The following is a 19,685-nucleotide window of genomic DNA, read 5'->3' on the forward strand; positions in this document are numbered from 1 at the left end:
GGTTGCTGCCGCAACGGTTAACAACAGATTAACACGCTAAGGCCTGATTGTGACGGCGGCGTGACAAAGTTCGCGCAGTGCAACATGAACTTCGCATGTGAAGGCGTAAACGCCAGCTTGCGCAACGTCGCGCGGCATCTGCGACCAGCGTCGCGCTATTGAGCCGTTTTATCGAAAACAGGGCTCATTTGGCCCGAAAGCGCGGCAAGGGCTGTCGAAGGCCCTTGTTACAGAGGCTTCCCGGCGCCGCCGGCGGCGTGCACCGCTACGCGTCAGTGGCGTGGCTTCAGATTCTCGCTAGGCAGTGTCACAGATCGCTCCACTCCCCTGCCCGCCTATCACCGACCGGCTCAGATCGACACCGGCAGCTTGAAATACGTCCCCAGGCCATCCAGGAACATTTGCACCGAAATGGCCACCAGCAACATGCCCATCAGGCGCTCGATCGCGGTCAGTGCGCGATGACCGAGCAGTTTGTACAACAGCGGGGCCGAGGCCAGGATGGTGGAGGCACCGATCCAGGCGATCATCAAGGCCAGGCTCCAATCCCAGAGCCGGGTGGGTTCGTTGCTGCCCATCAGCATCACCGCCGCCATCCCGGACGGGCCGGCCACCAGCGGGATCGCCAGCGGCACGATGAAGGGCTCGCCATCGGGGATCTCGCCCATCAGGCCTTCCGGACGCGGGAAGATCATGCGGATGCCGATCAGGAACAGCACGATGCCGCCGGCGATCGCCACCGACTCCTGGCGCAGGTGCATCAGCTCCAGCGCGTACTTGCCGCCCCACAGAAACGCCATCAGCACGCACAGGGCGATCAGCAACTCGCGCGCGAGCACGAAGCGCTGCCGCTTCGGTGGCAGCGGCTTGAGCACGCTGAGAAACACCGGGATGTTGCCCAGCGGGTCGAGGATCAGGAACAGCAGCAGCGCCGCCGAAAGAATGGTCATGCGGAAGGGCTCCAGATCGCACCGCGGTGCGAAGCACCTGCCATGGACAACAAGGTGACGCAGGCGGACGCATAGCGCGCGGGGTCCACCGCGTCGCTGTCTTCCTGATGGGTAAAGGCGCGCGCGCGCAAGGCGGTGCGCATCGGGCCGGGCTGCAGTCCGCTGATGCGGACCGGGCCGGCGGCGGTTTCGTGATGCAGGCTGGCGAGCAGGCCACGCTGCGCATGCTGGGCAGCGCCATAGGCGCCCCAATAGGCCTGGCCAACGCGTGCAGGGTCGTCGACGACGAAGACCACCGCCGCATCGGCTTGCTGCCGCAACAGCGGCAGGCAGGCCTGGGTCAACCAGGCGCGCGCAGTAAAGTTGATATGCAGGTTGCGTGCGAAGTCGGCAGGTGCCGCAAGTTCGGCCGGGGTCAGGCCGGCGAAGTCGGCAGCGCAGTGCAGCAGGCCATGCAGGCCACCAAGCTCGGATTGCAGCCGTTGCGCCAGCGCGGCGTAGTCGTCCGGCGTAGCGCCGGCCAGATCCAGCGGATACAGCAACGGCTCCGGACCGAGCTTGGCAACGGCGTCATAGACGCGCTCCAGCGGGCGCAGCTTGCGGCCCAGCAGCACCACGGTCGCACCGGCCACTGCGCATGCCTGCGCAGCGGCCGCGCCAAGACCGCCCGCTGCGCCGGTGATCAGCACCACGCGCCCGGCAAGCGCCGGCACATCGGGCTGGGCCTGCGCCAGGCTCACGGCTGGTAGGCCTCGCTGACAATGCGCTTGAGCTCGCCGGCCTCAAACAGTTCCAGGGTGATGTCGCAACCGCCGATCAACTCGCCGTGGATGAACAATTGCGGGAAGGTCGGCCAGTTGGAATAGCGCGGCAGATTGGCGCGTACCTCGGGCTCTTCGAGCACGTTGACCGTGCGCAACTGATCGGCGCCGGCAGCGACCAGGGCCTGCACGGCGCGGCTGGAAAAACCGCACATCGGAAATTGCGGGGTGCCTTTCATGAACAGCACGATCGGGTGTTGTTCGACTTCGGCCTGGATCCGTTCCATCACCGGCATTGGACTCTCCTGACTGGGAGCGGCAGGCCCGACCGCCGGGTCGGATAGACTTCCGCAAAGGCGCGCATTGTAAGCCCTCGGCGCGACCTGTCGCCGTACTCCCTTCGCTGCCCTTGCCATCATGCCGATCGAACACCTTGCACTGCCCTACTCCCGCGCCGCTCTGGAGCCGCATCTTTCCGCCGCCACCCTGGAGGCGCACCACGGCGTCTGTTACCGCAGCGAGGTCGATCGGCTCAATGCACGCATCGAAGGCAGCGAGTTCGCCGAGCTGACGCTGGAAGACATCATCGCGCAGGCGCAGGGCACGCTGTTCCATCTGGCTGCGCAGGTGTGGAACCACACGTTCTACTGGCAGTGCCTGCGCCCACGTGGCGGCGGCGAGCCGCTGGGCCGGCTGGCCGACCGCATTGCCAAATCATTCGGCGACTTCGTGCACTTCAGGCAGGAATTCAACCGCGTCGCCCTGGGCAGCTTCGGCTCGGGCTGGGTGTGGCTGGTGCAGCGGCCGGACGGCACCTTGGCGATCGTCGCCACGCCGAATGCCTCAACGCCGCTCACCGGCCCGGACACGCCGTTGCTCGCCTGCGACCTCTGGGAGCATGCGTACTACCTGGACTACCGGCAGGACCGCGCGCAATACCTGGACGCATTCTGGAAGCTGATCAACTGGGACTTCGTGGCCAGCCGGCTGGGCTAGCCGCTTGCGCCGTTGCAACAGGTCAACCTCCAATTGACTGGTTGCGACGGCGCACCCGGCGGCATCGCGCACTGCGGTCCAGCTCCGCTGCGACCCTGCGCGTGCGCCGGGTCGTGGCGGCGCCAACGCTCATTCTGCGAGTGACCCTTCGCTCAAGCGCGCAAGCACCGGACCGACCTGTGCCTCACGCCGCAGCACGGCGCCTGCGTCGCCCACTGCCTGCGCAAGCGCCTGCGGCGTCTCGGCGCGCAGCGTGGCGTGGCCGACCTTGCGGCCCTCGCGCGATTGCTTGCCGTAGTCGTGCCAGTGCCCACCGGGCACCGCCAGGAATGCGGCAGCATCCGGCATCGCGCCCAACCAGTTGAGCATGCAGGCATGTCCACGCATCGCGGTGCTGCCGAGCGGCAAACCGAGCACCGCACGCACGTGATTTTCGAACTGCGAGGTCTCGGCGCCTTCGATGGTCCAGTGCCCGGAGTTGTGCACGCGCGGCGCCATCTCGTTGGCGAGCAGTTGGCCATCGCGCACGAACAGCTCGAGCGCGAACACGCCCACGTAGTCCAGACGCTCGGCGATCGCACGCGCATGCGCCTCTGCCACCGCCTGCAAGCCGGCATCCACACGCGCCGGCGCAAGACTGGCCGAGAGCACACCGTCCACATGCCAGTTTTCAGTCAGCGGCCAGGCACGGAACTCGCCATCGCGCCCACGCACGGCCACCACGCTGACCTCGCGCTCGAACGGTACGAAGGCTTCCACGATCAGGCCGACCTTGGCCGCCTGCGCGCCGAGCGCGTCCCACGCGGCATCGGCATCGGCCGGCGTCTTGATGCGGAACTGGCCCTTGCCGTCGTAACCGAAGCGGCGCGTCTTGAGCACGCACGGCGTGCCGATACGGGCCAACGCGGCATCCAGTCCCGCACGGTCGTCGATGGCGGCGAACGCGGGCACCGGAATGCCGAGCTCGCCGAACAGGGTCTTTTCGCTGAGCCGGTCCTGCGCCACCGCCAACGCGGCAGCACTGGGAAACACCGGCACCTGCGCGGCCAATTGCTGCGCGCTGGCAGCCGGCACGTTTTCGAAATCGAAGGTGATCACATCCACGTGTGCGGCGAATGCGGCAAGCGCGGCGGCATCGTCGAAAGCGCCCGCCTGCAGCGGCGCCACCTGCCCTGCGCAGCCATCGGCGGCCGGGTCGAACACCGCAAACCGCAAGCCCAGCGGCGCGCCGGCCAACACCAGCATGCGGGCCAACTGGCCGCCGCCCAGAATACCGACCGTGGTCATTGGCGTGGGTCGTCGCTGGCCATGACATCGTCGGTCTGCCTGGCGCGGAACTGCGCCAGTGCCTGACCGATCTGCGCCTGCTCCGGCGCCAGCATCGCAGCGGCGAACAAGGCCGCATTCGCCGCGCCGGCGTTGCCGATCGCAAACGTCGCCACCGGAATCCCGGCCGGCATCTGCACGATCGACAGCAGCGAATCCATGCCGTTGAGCGCCTTGGACTGCACCGGCACACCGAGCACCGGCACCGCCGTCTTGGCCGCCAGCATGCCGGGCAGGTGCGCTGCGCCACCGGCGCCGGCGATGATCGCGCGCAGACCACGGTCGCCCGCCTGCTCTGCATAGCTGAACAACACGTCCGGTGTGCGGTGCGCCGAGACCACCTTGACTTCGTAAGGCACGCCCAGCGCATCGAGCTTCTGAGCTGCGTGTTGCATGGTTTCCCAATCGGAACGGGAACCCATCACGATGCCGACCAGCGGCGCGGAGTGGTTGGAGGTCATGGCCCTGCCCTGCGGTAAAGACGTATTCTAGCCATCTTCCACGCAAGACAAGACTTCGATGGATCGCAAACTGCTCGACCTGCTGTGCTCGCCCGACACCCGCCAGCCGCTCTCGCTGCTCGACGGCAAGGGCCTGGAGGCACTCAATACCGCCATCGCCGGCGGAACCCTGCAGCGTGCCGACGGCACGGCGCAGACACAGCCGCTGCGCGAGGCGCTGATCACGCGCGACCGCAAGCAGATCTTCCGCGTCGATGATGGCATTCCGGTCCTGCTGGCCGAAGAAGCGATCGGCACAGCGCAGATCGCCGATTTCCCCGAAAAGTGACGTCTTCCGTAAGCACGGCCGTGCCGGAGGCGCCGCCGGCCGCGCTGGTGGATGCCGATGTGGCGCGCGCGCTGGCCGAGGACATCGGCAGCGGCGATGTGACTGCGGCGTTGTTGCCCGATCATGCCGATAGCGCGTACCTGCTGTGCAAGCAGGATGCCGTGATCGCCGGGCGGCCCTGGTTCGACGCCACGCACCGCGCGCTCGATCCGCAGGTGCGTATCGACTGGCAGGTGCACGAGGGCCAGCACGTTGCCGCCGGCACGGTGCTGGCGCTGCTGCATGGCCGCAGCCGCAGCCTGGTCAGTGCCGAGCGCACCTCGCTCAACTTCCTGCAGACGCTGTCGGCTACCGCCACCACCGCCGCTGCATACGTCGCCGCCGTGGCCGGCACCGGCACGCGCATCCTGGATACGCGCAAGACGCTGCCGGGCCTGCGCGCCGCGCAGAAATACGCCGTGCGTTGCGGTGGCGGCGACAATCACCGCATCGGGCTGTTCGACACGGTGATGCTCAAGGAAAACCATATCCGCGCCGCCGGCTCGTTGAGCGCCGCCGTGCATGCCGCACGTGCGCAGCAACCGCAGTTGCCGCTGGTGGTGGAGGTGGAAACCCTGGAGCAGCTGCGCGAGGCCTTGCAGGTCGGGTGTACGCGCATCCTGATCGACGATTTCGACCCGGCACTGCGGCGCGAGGCAGTGCGCATCGTTGCCGCCCTGCCGCGCGACCAACGCATTCCGCTGGAAGTCTCCGGCAGCGTGGATCTGGCCGGCATTGCCGCCATTGCGGCCGATGGCGTGGATTGCATCTCCATCGGCGGGCTCACCAAGCACGTGCACGCCGTCGATCTGTCGCTCAAGCTCGGCCCGCCGCCGCACTGATTTCACGCGTGCCCGCAGCCGGCTCTGTCAGCCTGCTGCGATTGTTCTGTGCAGGATCTGCGATGACTGTAAAACCTTGGCCGTGGCTCTGTCTGGTGTTGGCCGCATGGGGCGGCACCGCGGCCGCCGCGGAAGTCTGCGACGTGCCACCACGCTTCGGCACCAGCCCTGCTGCAATCGCCATCGTGCGCAATGCCTGCAACGAGCATCGCTTGTGGCAACGCCCGTTTATCGATGCCAAGGGGCGTCTGGCCAGCCTGGGCGTGACCGAAGCCGAATCAGGCTATCTCGCCGACCATGGCGTGGTCGCGTGGCAACGCGTGGCAGGCTACTGGCGCGACAGCGGCACGCTCGCATCGATGGGCGGGCGCCCGGGCGCGTCGAGCTGCGCGGCACTGGATGGCACGCGCTACACCGCCAGCGATTGCCGTGCGTTCCTGGTCGACAACCCGTGGTCGGCTGCCTTCATCTCCTGGGTGATGACACAGGCCGGCCTGAGCGGCTTCCATCGCTCTGCACGCCATCTGGATTACATCCGCAGCGCCTACAACGATGGCGCCAGCGGGCCCTACCAGTTCACCGACCCGGCGGTGGAGAAGCCCGCTCCCGGCGATCTGCTGTGCCTGTTGCGCGGGCGCAGTGTCGCGCTGGGCTACGCCGGCCTCAGGGCCGGGCTTGGCGGCAGCGCGCCGATGCCGTGGCAATCGCATTGCGACGTGGTGATCGCCGCCAACGTCGGTGGCGATCGCACTCTGTATCTGATCGGCGGCAATGTGTTCAACACGGTGATGATGCGCAAGATGCCGCTGGACCGCGCCGGCCGCGTGGTATTGCCGGCACCGCAGTCCGACGGCAGCCAGGACCAGAGCGAGGACGGCCTGGGCATCGCCAGCGAGTGCACGCCGGCACACGAAGAACTCTGCGATTTCAATCGACGCGACTGGGCGGCCCTGTTGAAGCTGCGCCCGGATGCGGTGATGACCGCGCCTCCGCCGGTCGAGCCACTGCCTTCGCCAACCACCTTGCCCGCAACGATGCCGCCGGGTTTTCCACGCGTCGTGCCACCGCGTCCGGAAACACAGCCCGCGCCGACCCAGCAGCCCGGGTAAGCAAGGCTCGAGGCCCCTCTCCCGTCGGGAGAGGGGTTGGGGTGAGGGTACGGAAGCGAAGCCCTGGCCAAGGCTCGCCCACACCAGGCTTCGCCTGCACCCTCATCCGCCCCTGCGGGGCACCTTCTCCCGCAGGAGAAGGATCAAGGCACCGGCGATTGCCCTAAACACCCAATAAAAAAGCGGGCCGAAGCCCGCTTTTCGTAACGCGTCAAACCGTGGCGATTACTCGGCCGATGCCGGCAGGCCTTCGCCTTCTTCCACTGCCTTGATCGACAGACGGATACGGCCCTGCTTGTCCACTTCCAGCACCTTGACGCGGACCAGATCGCCTTCCTTCAGCTTGTCGCCGACCTTCTCCACGCGCTCGCTGGAAATCTGCGAGACGTGCACCAGGCCGTCCTTGCCCGGCAGGATGGTGACGAACGCACCGAAGTCCATGATCTTGGCGACCTTGCCTTCGTAGATGCGGCCCGGCTCCACGTCCGAGGTGATCTGCTCGATGCGCGACTTCGCAGCCTGCGCAGCGATGGCATTGACCGACGCGATGATGATCGTGCCGTCGTCCTGGATGTCGATCTGCGTACCGGTTTCCTTGGTGATGGCCTGGATGGTCGAGCCACCCTTGCCGATCACTTCGCGGATCTTGTCCGGGTGGATCTTGATGGTCAGCAGGCGCGGGGCGTAATCGCTCAGCTCCTGACGCGGGGTGGTCAGGGCATGCGCCATCTCGCCGAGGATGTGCAGACGGCCGGCCTTGGCCTGCTGCAATGCCTGCTTCATGATCTCTTCGGTGATGCCTTCGATCTTGATGTCCATCTGCAGCGCAGACACGCCTTCGGCAGTACCGGCCACCTTGAAGTCCATGTCGCCGAGGTGATCTTCGTCACCCAGGATGTCCGACAGCACGACGAAGTCGTTGCCTTCCTTGACCAGACCCATCGCGATACCCGCGACCGGCGCCTTGATCGGCACGCCGGCATCCATCAGCGCCAGCGAGCTGCCGCAGACCGAGGCCATCGAGGACGAACCGTTGGACTCGGTGATTTCCGAGACCACGCGGATGGTGTACGGGAATTCTTCCAGGCTCGGCATCACGGCCAGCACGCCGCGCTTGGCCAGACGGCCGTGGCCGATCTCGCGACGCTTCGGCGCACCGAAACGACCGCACTCGCCCACCGAGTACGGAGGGAAGTTGTAATGAAACAGGAAGTTTTCCTTGTACTCGCCCGAGACGGCGTCGATGACCTGACCGTCGCGTGCGGTGCCGAGCGTGGTGATCACGATCGCCTGGGTCTCGCCGCGGGTGAACAGCGCCGAGCCATGGGTACGCGGCAGCACGCCCGCCTTGGCGCTGATCGGACGCACGGTATCCAGTGCACGGCCGTCGATGCGCACCTTGGTGCTCAGCACCGAGCCACGCATGGTCTGGTATTCCAGCTCGCCGAATTCCTTGGACAGATCACCGGCAGCCCAGCCTTCGACGGTGGCGCGCGGTGCCAGCGCACCCAGCACGTCCTTCTTGATCGCCGAAATCGCATCACGGCGCTGCAGCTTGTCGCGCACCTGGAATGCCGACGCGAGCTGATCGCCCACCGATTCCTTCAGCGCGGCGATCATGCCGTCATTCTTGGCCGGAGCCACCCAGTCGGACGGCTTGGTGCCGGCTTCGACGGTCAGCTCGTTGATGATGTTGATGACCTTCTGCATCTCGCGATGGCCGAACGTCACCGCGCCCAGCATCACTTCTTCGGACAGCAGCTCGGCTTCGGACTCGACCATCAGCACCGCGTTGGCGGTACCGGCCACGACCAGCTCCAGCTGCGAATCCTTCAGCTCGGTCACGGTCGGGTTGAGGATGTATTCGCCATTCTTGTAGCCGACCTTCGCCGCAGCGATCGGGCCGTTGAACGGGGTGCCGGCCAGCGACAGCGCGGCCGATGCGCCGATCAGCGCGGCGATATCGCCGTCGATGTCCGGGTTCATCGACATCACGGTGGCGATGATCTGCACTTCGTTCTTGTAGTCCTCCGGGAACAGCGGACGGATCGGGCGATCGATCAGGCGCGAGATCAACGTTTCCTTCTCGGTCGCACGTCCTTCGCGCTTGAAGAAGCCGCCCGGGATGCGGCCGCCGGCGTAGAACTTCTCCTGATAATCGACCGTCAGAGGAAAGAAGTCCTGCCCTTCGCGCGCACTCTTGGCGGCGACGGCGGTGACCAGCAGTACGGTGTCGTCGAACTTGACGATGACGGCGCCGCCTGCCTGGCGAGCGATTTCGCCCGTCTCCAGGGTGACGGTGTGCTTGCCGTACTGGAAGGTTTTGGTGATTTTTGCCACGGAGGTTTTTTCCCTTAGGTGTTGCTGTCTTCGTTGGACCGTCGTCGACCCATGCCGAGAACGGGCGGCCGGGAGGCTCCGGCCCATGAACTGCATGCTGCAGATAACGTAATGCGAATGACCAAAACAAAGCCGCGGCGCATCGCTGCGCCGCGGCGGTAGGACTCGATTAGCGGCGCAGGCCGAGCTTCTCGATCAAGGACTTGTAACGCTCGTTGTCCTTCTTCTTCAGGTAGTCGAGCAGGCTGCGGCGGCGGTTGACCATCTGCAGCAGGCCACGACGGCTGTGGTGATCCTTCTTGTGGGTCTTGAAGTGGCCGGTCAGCAGCTCGATGCGCGCGGTCAGCAGGGCGACCTGCACTTCCGGCGAACCGGTGTCCTGGGCGCTGCGCTTGTTGTCTTCAATAACTTTCTGGGTGTCGACGGACATGATGTTTACTCGATAGATGCGTGGTCGACAGGAACGTGCATGACGCACCGCCGGACTCGCCGTTTGCTTGGGATGAGCGCGCTTGGCGCTGAGGTGCCCCGATCGGGGCCGCAAAATTGTAACGTCGTGCGGCCCCGGGAACAAGTTGACTAAACCTTAACAAGACGCCACTTCGTTCAGTCCATTGAACAATCGCTGCGGCGACAAGCGCCCCTCCGCGTCCACCAGGCCTAGCCCGGAGGGGGTTCCGTCGGGTCCGAACACAGCCACCTGGCCGGTCGGAAATGCCGCATCGCGCAGACGCTGGCCCATGCGAAAACGTGCCGCGTGCGCGGCATCGAGCACGATCCGCGCAAAATCGGCCAGTCCGGCCTCGATCGGCAGCAGCAGGTCCTGTGCGTCGGTGCCCGCTTCCAGGGCAGCCGACAGCGCTTCCAGCGTGATCATCTGCGGCGTGCGAAACGGCTCGACCCAGAGCCGGCGCAGCGAGGCGATATGCGCACCGCAGCCGAGCACTTCGCCCAGATCGCGCGCCAGGCTGCGGATATAGGTGCCCGAGCCGCAGGTCACGCGCAGTTGCAGCCGCGGCGCGGCGTATCCGATCACGTCGATCGCCTGCACCTCGACCTCGCGCACCGGCGCCTCGATCGCCTCGCCACGGCGCGCCTTGGCGTACAGCGGCTCGCCGCCCTGCTTGAGCGCGGAATAGATCGGCGCCTGTTGGCGGATGCGGCCGATGAAGGGCGTCAGCGCTGCACGCAGCGCGTCTTCGTCCAGTGCGGGCACTGCACGCTCGCGCAGGACCTGACCATCGGCATCGTCGGTATCGGTGGTGACACCCAGCACGACCTCGGCATCGTAGGCCTTGGCAGAACCGAGCAGCAGGCCGGCAATCTTGGTCGCCTCGCCCAGACACAGCGGCAGCAGGCCGGTGGCCAGCGGGTCCAGGCTGCCCGTGTGGCCGCCCTTTTCGGCCCGCAGCAAGCGACGCGCGGACTGCAATGCCGTGTTGGAGCTAACTCCAGCCGGCTTGTCGAGCAACAGGATGCCGTGCAACGGGCGATAGACGATGCGGGGTTTCAAGAGATCAGTGCTCGAATCGGGCACCGTGCGCGCCCGTTGAAATCAGGGCCGCTGGTCAACAGGCGGCCGGCCGGCGGCGCTCAGCGCTGCTCGGCATCCTCGTCGCTGGACGCGGCCTCGGGGCCGACATCGTCCAGGTCACGCAGCAGGTTGTCGATACGCTCGCCGCGGTCGACCGAATCGTCGTAATGGAAATGCAGCTCGGGCACATGCCGCAGCTTCATCGCGCGTGCCAGCTGCGTGCGCAGCTGACCGGCGATTTCCTTGAGCCCCTTGACCGCTTCGGCCGAGCGCTCCTGCTGCAGCGCGGTGACGAACACCTTGGCATGCGCCAGGTCGCGGCTGATTTCGACGTCGGACACGCTGACCGACGGCAGGCCGTGGTCGCGCACGGCCGCGTGCACGATCGTGCCGAGGTCGCGGCGCACCTGCGCCGAAACGCGGTCGGTGCGATGGAATGATTTGGTTGGCATGGTCGTGGACCTGGTTGATTCGGAGGGCCAGTTGGCACCGAAGCCAAAAACGGACGCGGGCGGCCATGCCGCCCTCGCCTTGCAGAACTTGCGTTACAGAACGACTCCGCTCGACGGAGTCCGGGGCCCGCAGGCCCCGGCAACCGTTACAGCGTGCGGGCGACTTCGATACGCTCGAAGCACTCGATCTGATCGCCGGCCTTGACGTCGTTGTAGGCCTTCACGCCGATACCGCATTCGGTACCGTTGCGCACTTCCTCGACGTTTTCCTTGAAGCGGCGCAACGATTCCAGCTCGCCCTCGAACACCACGACGCTGTCGCGGAGCACGCGGATCGGCTTGCTGCGCTTCACCACGCCTTCGATGATCATGCAGCCTGCAACCGCACCGAACTTGGAGCTGCGGAACACGTCGCGAACCTGCGCGATACCGATGATCTCTTCGCGGATTTCCACGCCGAGCAGACCGGACGCCACCTGCTTCACCTGGTCGATCACGTCATAGATGATCGAGAAGTAACGCAGATCGATGCCGTTGGACTCAACGATCTTGCGCGCCGAGGCATCGGCACGCACGTTGAAGCCGATGATCGTGGCCTTGGAAGCCGCCGCCGAATTCGCATCCGATTCGGTGATGCCGCCCACGCCGGAGTGGATCACGTTGATGCGGATGTCGTCGTTGGACAATGCCACCAGCGACTGCTTGAGCGCTTCCACCGAACCCTGCACGTCAGCCTTGATCACCAGGTTCAGCACCTGCTGGCCTTCACCCTTGCCCATCTGGGCCAGGATGTCTTCCATGCGGTTGCTGGCCGAGGCGACCAGGCGCGACTCGCGGCGCTTGGTTTCGCGCTGCTGCGCCACGTCCTTGGCCAGACGCTCGTCGTCGACGACCACGAAGTCATCACCGGCTTCCGGCACGCCGGACAGGCCGAGCACCTGCACCGGAATCGATGGGCCGGCCGAGGCCGGCTGGTGGCCGGTCTCGTCGAACAGTGCACGCACGCGGCCGTACTGGATACCGCACACCAGGTAATCGCCACGCTTCAGCGCGCCCTGCTGCACCAGCACCGTTGCGACCGGGCCACGGCCCTTGTCCAGCGAGGACTCGATGACGGTACCGCTGGCGCGGCCTTCGGCCACCGCCTTGAGCTCCAGCACTTCGGCCTGCAGCGAGATCGCGTCCAGCAACGTGTCCACACCGGTACCGAGCTTGGCCGACACCTCGATGAACTGGGTATCGCCGCCGAACTCTTCGGCCACCACGTTTTCGGCCAGCAATTCATTCTTGACCCGCAGCGGATCCGCGCCGGCCTTGTCGATCTTGTTGACCGCCACGATCAACGGAACGCCCGCCGCCTTGGCATGCGCCACCGCTTCCTTGGTCTGCGGCATCACGCCGTCATCGGCCGCGACCACCAGCACCACGATGTCGGTGATCTTGGCGCCACGGGCACGCATCGAGGTAAACGCGGCATGGCCGGGCGTATCCAGGAAGCTGATGACGCCACGGCCGGTTTCGACGTGGTACGCACCGATGTGCTGAGTGATGCCGCCGGCTTCGCCCGAGGCGATCTTGGTGCGACGGATGTAATCCAGCAACGAGGTCTTGCCGTGATCGACGTGACCCATGATGGTCACCACCGGCGGACGCGAGGTGGTCTCGCCCTGCGCATCCTCGGCATGCGCCAGCAGCGCATCCTCGAAGTCGGCATTGTCGGCACGCACGGCCTTGTGGCCGAGCTCTTCGGTCACCAGTGCGGCGGTGTCATGGTCGATGCTCTGGGTGATGGTCGCCATGACGCCCATCTTGAACAGCGCCTTGACCACGTCGCCGCCCTTGAGCGCGAGCTTTTGCGCCAGGTCGGCCACGGTGATGGTGTCGCCGATCGCCACTTCGCGCACCACCGGTGCGGTCGGACGCTCGAACCCGTGCGGACCGCTGTTGCCCTGGTTGCCGCCGCGGCCGTTGTCGTTGCCACGGCGCGAGGACGACGAACCGGGACGACCGGTCGGCTTGCCGCGCACATTGGAACGACGCGCACGATCAGCCGCAGACAGATGCAACTGCCCGGCGAAACGCTTGGTCGCATCGTCGTCTTCGACACCGGCCACCATGACGTGCGAACCGCGCGTCTTGTGCTTGGCCGCATTGGAGCGATCGTCCGGGCGCGCCGGCGTGGCCGGGCGCGATGCCGGCGACGCGCCAGCCGGACGGGCCGGACGCGGTGCCGACGACGGCGAAGACGGTGCACGCGCGGCAGGCGCGGACGGCGTCGGCGCAGCAGCAACCGGGGCCGGCGCACTGGCAGCCGCAGCGGCTTCCTCGGCAGCCTTGCGCTCGGCTTCTGCACGGTCCTTGGCGGCCTGCTCTTCTTCACGCTTGCGCTGAATCGCTTCATCGCGCAGACGATCGCTTTCGGCCAGCGCCTGCTGCTCGTCGAGATTGCGCTGACGCGAAGCGGCGAGCTTGGCCAGGATGTCGGCGCGCTCCTCGTCCGGCGTCATCGGCGCAGGGCGACCGCCGCCTTCGTTTTCGGACTTCACGTAGGTGCGCTTCTGCCGCACTTCCACGTTGACCGTGGTCTTGGTGCGGCCGGCGCTGACCGTGACTTCCTGCAGCTTGCGCCGGTTGAGCGTGATCTTCTTGGCTGCTTCGCTCGCCGCTTCGGCGGGCGTGTCGGCCTTGCCATGCGTGCGGCGCAGGAAGCCAAGCAGTTTCATCTTCTCGGTGCTGGTCACGACCTGGTCGGGACCGCTGAACTTCATTCCGGCCTCGGCCAGTTGAACCAGCAGTTTATCGACCGGCGTATTGACCAGTTCGGCAAGCTTGCGGATGGTGGTTTGCTGCGACATTCGGATCCTATGATCTGGTTGGCGCCCCCTCGCCCAGAGCAAGGGAAACGCTGATTCTAAGCCCTGATGGGGTCAGGGCGCGGTTCATTGCCGGCTCATTCGCCGCGCTCCAAACGGGCGATCTCCTCGGCGCGGGCCGCCAGGATCAGCGCCGCGGCGCGCTCCTGGGTCAAGCCCTCGATGCCGAAGTCGACGATCTCGTCCGCTGCCAGGTCGGACAAGTCCTCGCTGGTGCGCACGCCGTGCTCGGCCAGAGCAAAGGCCGTTTCCTCGTCCATCCCCTCCAGCGCCAGCAGGTCCTCGGTGGGCTGAGTTCCTTCCAGGCCTTCTTCTTCTGCCAGCGCGGCGTTGAGCAACGCATCGCGGGCACGGGCGCGCAACTCTTCGACGATGTCTTCGTCGAAGCCTTCCACCGCCAGCAACTCGCCGACCGGCACGTAGGCGATTTCCTCGACCGTATTGAAGCCCTCGGTCACCAGGATCGCTGCGATTTCCTCGTCCACTTCCAGGCGATCCATGAACAACTGGCGCGCGGAGGTCTGTTCGGCTTCGGACTTGGCGGCCACCTGGTCGGCGGTCATCACGTTGAGCTGCCAACCGGTCAGGCGGCTGGCCAGACGCACGTTCTGGCCGCCCTTGCCGATCGCCTGGGCCAGGCGGTCTTCCGCCACGGCCAGATCCATCGAGTGCTTGTCTTCATCGACGATGATCGACTGCACTTCTGCCGGCGCCATCGCATTGATGACGAAGTTGGCCGGGTTCTCGTTCCACAACACGATGTCCACGCGCTCGCCATTGAGCTCGTTGGACACTGCCTGCACGCGTGAACCACGCATACCGATGCACGCGCCGATCGGATCGGTGCGGGTGTCGTGCGCGATCACTGCGATCTTGGCGCGATCGCCCGGATCGCGGGCGCAGGCCTTGATCTCGACCAGGCCCTGGCCCACTTCCGGCACTTCGAGCTTGAACAGCTCGATCATGAATTCCGGCGCGGCGCGGCTGATGAACAGCTGCGGGCCGCGCGGCTCGGAACGCACTTCGGCCAGATAGCCGCGTACGCGGTCGCCCGGGCGCAGCACGTCGCGCGGAATGCCCTTGTCCTTGGGAATGAAGGCTTCGGCATTGCCGCCCAGATCAACAAAGATATTGCCGCGCTCGGCGCGCTTGACCACACCGGTGATCAACTCGCCGACGCGGTCCTTCCAGGCATCGACCACCTGCTGACGCTCGGCTTCGCGCACACGCTGCACGATCACCTGCTTGGCAGCCTGCGCGGCAATGCGGCCGAAGTCCGGGTTTTCGATCTGTTCTTCGATGTAGTCGCCCACATCGACGCCATCAGCCTCGTCGACGGCATCCATCAGGCGCACCTGGCGATCCGGGGATTCCATCACCACATCGTCGGCAACCACTTCCCAGCGGCGATAGGTTTCGTAGTTACCGTCCTTGTGGTCGATGGTCACGCGCGTCAGCACGTCCTGGTCGGGATAGCGCTTCTTCGCTGCGGAAGCCAACGCGGCCTCGATCGCATCGAAGATCACTTCGCGCGGCACGCCCTTTTCGTTGGCCACCGCATCCACTACCAGCAAAAGTTCCTTGCTCATTTCGTCACTCCGCGCGCGGCTTGCCAGCCGCCGACTCGTTGGATGGTTTCTTCTTCTCGTGCCCGGGTTTCTTCGGGCCGGGCTTGTTCGGTTTTTGCGGGGCCAGGCCCAGAGCGACCCAATCCGGCACAATGCGCGCCTTGTCGATGTTGTCGAAGACGATCTGCACGTCCTTGCCGTCGATGGCGAACACCACCGCCTCTGCTTCGGACTCGATCCGCACGATCTGGCCCTGGAAGCGGCGCCGACCATCCTGCGCCAGCTTCAACACGATCTTGGCGGACTCGCCGGCGTGACGGCCGAACTGCTCCAGCGTGAACAACGGACGGTCCACACCCGGCGAAGACACCTCAAGCGTGTAGTTGCCGGTGATGGGATCTTCGACGTCGAGCTGGGCCGACACTTCACGGCTCACGCGCTCGCAGTCATCGACGTTGATCACACGCTCGGGCTGTTCGGCCAGCGGCACATCGATGTACAGGCGCAACGTGGCGCCACCTGGAGCGGGAAGATATTCCACACCCAGCAGTTCCAAGCCCAGGGACTCAACCGTTGGACTCAGCAGATTCGCGATTTCGGTCGCTTTTTCGCTCACAGACTGCCCTGATCAGATGATTGCCAGTAGAACCCCGGCAACCGGCAGCAAACTTTCCGGTTCCGGAAAAAACAAGGGGCCCGATGGGCCCCTTGCGTGGAAAAAGCCCGACCTCTCAGGGTCGGCGCAAAGACGGGAACATGCGTCTTTGCGATCCAAGAAGCTGAAGTACTGCCCTAAGGCATTGCATTAACGCAGTACTTCAAAACTTGGTAGCGGGGGCAGGATTTGAACCTGCGACCTTCGGGTTATGAGCCCGACGAGCTGCCAGACTGCTCCACCCCGCAGCAGAAGCGGAATTATGAAGAACTTGAGCGGCAATTGCAAGCCCTAGTTTTTCATCGATTGAAAACCCTGGGGTCTTCAACGTCGCGGCAAATGATAACCGCATTGCAACAAAAACGAAACAACAATCACGACTTTATTGCAGTCATCCAGCGACGGCGCGTGTGAGGCACGCGCCGCGACGTCATGCAGGCATGCGTGACTTAGGCAAGGCCCGCAAACGCACGCTGGCACCACACCATGATCGGGCTCCAGGCCAGGCCAAGTGCGAGCAACGCGAGCGCGTTGACCCCGAGCACGGTACCCAGCACACGATCGTTGTTGGCAGGCAACGGCTCGCCCACCGGCTCGTCGAAGTACATGACCTTGATGACACGCAGATAATAGAAGGCGCCGATCACTGCACAGAGCACGCCGACCAGGGCCAGCCACAGCATGTCGCCGTTGACCGCAGCGCCCAGCACCGCCAGCTTGGTCCAGAAACCCAGGAACGGCGGGATACCCGCAAGCGAAGCCATGATGCACAGCACCAGGCCGGCCATCCACGGATTGCGCGCGTTGAGTCCCTTGAAGTCGTCGATGTTCTCGGCTTCGAAGCCATTGCGCGACAACGCGATGATCGCGCCGAACGCGGCGGTGGACATGATGGTGTAGCTCACCGCGTAGAACATTGCCGCGGCATAGCCTTCCTCGCCGCCACCGGCCACGCCCATCAGCAGGAAGCCGATGTGCGAGACGGTCGAGTACGCCAGCATGCGCTTGAGGTTGCTCTGCGCAATTGCCATCAGGTTGCCGATCACCAGCGACACCGCCGACAGGCCGCCGATCAACAGATGCCACTGCGGCGACAGCGGGCCCATGCCGACCTCGAGCAGACGGTAGGCCATGCCGAAGGCGGCGAGCTTGGGCGCGGAGCTGATGAACAAGGCGATCGGTGCGGGCGCGCCCTGGTACACGTCGGGCAACCACATGTGGAACGGCGCGGCGCCCAGCTTGAATGCCACACCGGCGATCATGAAGATGGTGCCGGTCAGCAGCAGGGTGCGCTCGCTGGAACCTTCGATCGCGTCGTGGATGCCGCTCAGGCTGAGCGTGCCGGTGGCGCCGTAGACCAGCGACATGCCGTACAGCAGCAGGCCCGAGGCCAGCGAGCCGAGCACGAAATACTTCATCGCCGCTTCGGTGGCCAGGCCGTTGTCGCGATTGGAGGCGACCAGCGCATACGAGCACAGCGCGAGCAGCTCCAGGCCCAGGTACACCATCAGCAGGCTGCCCGCCGAGGTCAGCAGCATCATGCCGGCGGTGGCGAACAACACCAGCACCGGGATCTCGCCCTGATAGAGATTGCGCTCGCGCAGGTATGTCCAGCCGTACACTAGGCTCAGACCACTGACCAGCACGATCACCGTCTTCATTACGTCGGCCGCGGTGTCGCGCACGAACATGCCGTGGAAGATCTCGCCCTGCCCGCCCGTGCCGGTCGCCAACAGCGCGAACACCACGGCAAGCACGGCAACGGAGAACAGGTGGGTCAAGACCTTGTTCCGCTGGCTCACGAACAGGTCGAGCATCAGCAGTGCAAAGGCGCCGCCGATCAGCACCAGCTCCGGAACAAGCGGAGCCAGGTCAGCGGTGGTCAACGGCGCGAGCGTTGGCGTGGTCATCATCAAATCCTGGAAATCAAAACGTACGGCAAGCTGTTACAGCTTGGTCGCGGCAATCTGGGTAGCCAGCTTGGCGATCGATGGTTCCATCAGATCGGTCAACGGCTTCGGATACAGGCCCAGGGCTAGCACGCCAACGGCGAACACCCCCAGCACGAATGCCTCACGGCCATTGATGTCCTTCAGCTCGGCCACGTGGGCGTTGGCCACCTCGCCAAAGAACACGCGCTTGTAGAGCCACAGCGTGTAGGCGGCAGTGATCACCAGCGTGGTGGCGGCAGCGAAGGCCACCAGCGGATGCTTCTGGAAGCTGGCCAGGATCACCATGAACTCGCCGACGAAGCCACTGGTACCCGGCAGGCCGGCATTGGCCATGAAGAACAGCATGGAGAACGTGGCGAACCAGGGCATCACATTGACCACGCCGCCGTAATCGGCGATGCGGCGGGTATGCATGCGGTCGTACAGCACGCCGATGCAGGAGAACATCGCGCCGGACACGAAACCGTGCGAAATCATCTGCACCATCGCGCCCTGCAGGCCCAGACGGGCGGCGTCGGTGCTGCCGTACTCGCGCACCAGGGTGAACGCGATGAAGGTGCCGAGGGTGACAAAGCCCATGTGCGCGATGGACGAATACGCCACCAGCTTCTTCATGTCGTCCTGTACCAGGGCCACCAGGCCGACGTAGACGACCGCGATCAGCGACAGCGTAATGACCAGCCATGCGAACTCATGGCTCGCATCCGGCACGATCGGCAGGTTGAAGCGCAGGAAGCCGTAGCCACCGATCTTCAACGCGATCGCGGCCAGGATCACCGAGCCGGCGGTGGGCGCCTCCACGTGCGCATCCGGCAGCCAGGTGTGCACCGGGAACATCGGCACCTTGACCGCGAACGCGATCAGGAAGGCGAAGAAGATCCAGGTCTGTTCCTTGGCGGTCAGCTGCAGCGCGTACAGATCGGCCAGCTGGAAGCTGCCGCCCTTCAGGTACAGGTAGACCAGGCCCACCAGCATCAGCACCGAGCCGAGGAAGGTGTACAGGAAGAACTTCATCGCCGCGTAGATACGCCGCGGGCCGCCCCAGACGCCGATGATCAGGAACATCGGGATCAGCATGGCTTCGAAGAAGACATAGAACAGCATCGCGTCGGTGGCGGCGAAGATGCCGACCGTGACGCCTTCCAGGATCAGGAAGGCAGCGACGTACTGATTGACGCGCTTGTCGATCGAGCGCCAGGCACCGATCAGGGCCAGCACCGTCACCAGCGTGGTCAGCACGATCAACGCGACCGCGATGCCGTCCACGCCCAGGTTGTAGCCGATGTTGTAGGCCGGGATCCAGGCATGCAGTTCGATGAACTGCATGGCGTCATTGGCCGTGTCGTAGCCCAGCAGCGGCAGACTCAGCACAAAGGTCGCCACCGCCACCGCCAGGGACGCCCAGCGGGCAGTCTCGGCGTTGCGCAACGCGAGGATCAAGGCGCCACCGATAATCGGCAGCCAGATCAAGATAGACAGTAAAGGCCAGTTCGACACGT

General features: G+C 65.3%; 18 protein-coding genes and 1 tRNA gene. 4 read left to right on the forward strand and 15 right to left on the reverse strand.

Translation table 11 applies throughout. The annotated features are described in order from the left end of the window. Window positions 1-350: 350 nt before the first annotated feature. From H7A86_RS12960 to grxD, 3 genes are read right to left on the reverse strand one after another with little or no spacing between them, the layout of a single operon-like run. Window positions 351-950: a YhgN family NAAT transporter gene (locus H7A86_RS12960; protein WP_005996031.1), complete on the reverse strand. Its 600-nt coding sequence runs from the start codon at window positions 948-950 to the stop codon at window positions 351-353. Continuing rightward, entirely contained in the window at window positions 947-1,690 is a 744-nt protein-coding gene (locus H7A86_RS12965; RefSeq protein WP_119131324.1) for an SDR family NAD(P)-dependent oxidoreductase, read from the reverse strand. The genes H7A86_RS12960 and H7A86_RS12965 overlap by 4 nt, the downstream gene beginning before the upstream one ends. Then, window positions 1,687-2,007, reverse strand: a complete 321-nt coding sequence (gene grxD, locus H7A86_RS12970) for a Grx4 family monothiol glutaredoxin (RefSeq protein WP_006450539.1) — start codon at window positions 2,005-2,007, stop codon at window positions 1,687-1,689. The genes H7A86_RS12965 and grxD overlap by 4 nt, the downstream gene beginning before the upstream one ends. A 121-nt stretch (window positions 2,008-2,128) precedes the next feature. On the opposite strand from grxD, the gene H7A86_RS12975 reads away from it, so the two are divergent. Continuing rightward, window positions 2,129-2,707 carry a superoxide dismutase gene (locus tag H7A86_RS12975; RefSeq protein WP_104648001.1) on the forward strand — a complete coding sequence of 193 codons (579 nt, stop codon included), beginning with the start codon at window positions 2,129-2,131 and terminating at the stop codon, window positions 2,705-2,707. A 129-nt stretch (window positions 2,708-2,836) separates the two neighbouring features. Here the strand turns inward: H7A86_RS12975 and H7A86_RS12980 are convergent, their stop codons facing one another. Both H7A86_RS12980 and purE read right to left on the reverse strand, forming a co-directional pair. Then, on the reverse strand, window positions 2,837-3,994 hold the full coding sequence (locus H7A86_RS12980) for a 5-(carboxyamino)imidazole ribonucleotide synthase (RefSeq protein ID WP_119131323.1): 1,158 nt from the start codon (window positions 3,992-3,994) through the stop codon (window positions 2,837-2,839). Continuing rightward, window positions 3,991-4,494: a 5-(carboxyamino)imidazole ribonucleotide mutase gene (gene purE, locus H7A86_RS12985; RefSeq protein WP_104581975.1), complete on the reverse strand. Its 504-nt coding sequence runs from the start codon at window positions 4,492-4,494 to the stop codon at window positions 3,991-3,993. The genes H7A86_RS12980 and purE overlap by 4 nt, the downstream gene beginning before the upstream one ends. A gap of 58 nt (window positions 4,495-4,552) precedes the next feature. On the opposite strand from purE, the gene H7A86_RS12990 reads away from it, so the two are divergent. The 3 genes from H7A86_RS12990 (at window position 4,553) to H7A86_RS13000 (ending at window position 6,812) form a co-directional block, all read left to right on the forward strand. Next, on the forward strand, window positions 4,553-4,822 hold the full coding sequence (locus tag H7A86_RS12990) for a Trm112 family protein (protein WP_024937963.1): 270 nt from the start codon (window positions 4,553-4,555) through the stop codon (window positions 4,820-4,822). After that, window positions 4,819-5,703 (forward strand): carboxylating nicotinate-nucleotide diphosphorylase, encoded by an 885-nt coding sequence (nadC, locus tag H7A86_RS12995; RefSeq protein WP_119131322.1) that lies wholly within the window; start codon window positions 4,819-4,821, stop codon window positions 5,701-5,703. Before H7A86_RS12990 ends, nadC begins: the two co-directional genes overlap by 4 nt. 62 nt (window positions 5,704-5,765) lie before the next feature. Further along, window positions 5,766-6,812, forward strand: a complete 1,047-nt coding sequence (locus H7A86_RS13000) for a DUF2272 domain-containing protein (RefSeq protein WP_180707884.1) — start codon at window positions 5,766-5,768, stop codon at window positions 6,810-6,812. A gap of 225 nt (window positions 6,813-7,037) precedes the next feature. On the opposite strand, the gene pnp is transcribed toward H7A86_RS13000, so the two are convergent. The 10 genes from pnp to H7A86_RS13050 form a co-directional block, all read right to left on the reverse strand. Next, on the reverse strand, window positions 7,038-9,152 hold the full coding sequence (gene pnp / locus H7A86_RS13005; RefSeq protein WP_119131321.1) for a polyribonucleotide nucleotidyltransferase: 2,115 nt from the start codon (window positions 9,150-9,152) through the stop codon (window positions 7,038-7,040). A 169-nt stretch (window positions 9,153-9,321) separates the two neighbouring features. Next, window positions 9,322-9,582 carry a 30S ribosomal protein S15 gene (rpsO, locus tag H7A86_RS13010; RefSeq protein ID WP_003485583.1) on the reverse strand — a complete coding sequence of 87 codons (261 nt, stop codon included), beginning with the start codon at window positions 9,580-9,582 and terminating at the stop codon, window positions 9,322-9,324. 156 nt (window positions 9,583-9,738) lie between these two features. Further along, window positions 9,739-10,665: a tRNA pseudouridine(55) synthase TruB gene (gene truB, locus H7A86_RS13015; protein ID WP_119131320.1), complete on the reverse strand. Its 927-nt coding sequence runs from the start codon at window positions 10,663-10,665 to the stop codon at window positions 9,739-9,741. An 80-nt stretch (window positions 10,666-10,745) separates the two neighbouring features. After that, on the reverse strand, window positions 10,746-11,138 hold the full coding sequence (gene rbfA / locus H7A86_RS13020; protein ID WP_024937968.1) for a 30S ribosome-binding factor RbfA: 393 nt from the start codon (window positions 11,136-11,138) through the stop codon (window positions 10,746-10,748). A gap of 146 nt (window positions 11,139-11,284) precedes the next feature. Next, window positions 11,285-13,993: a translation initiation factor IF-2 gene (gene infB, locus H7A86_RS13025; protein ID WP_166763370.1), complete on the reverse strand. Its 2,709-nt coding sequence runs from the start codon at window positions 13,991-13,993 to the stop codon at window positions 11,285-11,287. A 95-nt stretch (window positions 13,994-14,088) separates the two neighbouring features. After that, window positions 14,089-15,600, reverse strand: coding sequence for a transcription termination factor NusA (gene nusA / locus H7A86_RS13030; RefSeq protein WP_016903006.1), 1,512 nt, complete (start codon window positions 15,598-15,600; stop codon window positions 14,089-14,091). Between the two features lie 4 nt (window positions 15,601-15,604). Then, window positions 15,605-16,195 (reverse strand): ribosome maturation factor RimP, encoded by a 591-nt coding sequence (rimP, locus tag H7A86_RS13035; RefSeq protein ID WP_119131319.1) that lies wholly within the window; start codon window positions 16,193-16,195, stop codon window positions 15,605-15,607. Window positions 16,196-16,405: 210 nt separating this feature from the next. Then, a tRNA-Met gene (locus H7A86_RS13040) sits at window positions 16,406-16,482 on the reverse strand. A gap of 201 nt (window positions 16,483-16,683) precedes the next feature. After that, window positions 16,684-18,144 (reverse strand): NADH-quinone oxidoreductase subunit NuoN, encoded by a 1,461-nt coding sequence (nuoN, locus tag H7A86_RS13045; RefSeq protein WP_119131318.1) that lies wholly within the window; start codon window positions 18,142-18,144, stop codon window positions 16,684-16,686. Window positions 18,145-18,180: 36 nt separating this feature from the next. After that, a complete protein-coding gene (locus H7A86_RS13050) occupies window positions 18,181-19,683 on the reverse strand; it encodes an NADH-quinone oxidoreductase subunit M (RefSeq protein WP_104581967.1) in 1,503 nt (500 codons plus the stop codon). Window positions 19,684-19,685 lie beyond the last annotated feature (2 nt).

It is taken from the genome of Xanthomonas euroxanthea, from assembly GCF_903989455.1.
Taxonomy (GTDB): domain Bacteria; phylum Pseudomonadota; class Gammaproteobacteria; order Xanthomonadales; family Xanthomonadaceae; genus Xanthomonas; species Xanthomonas euroxanthea.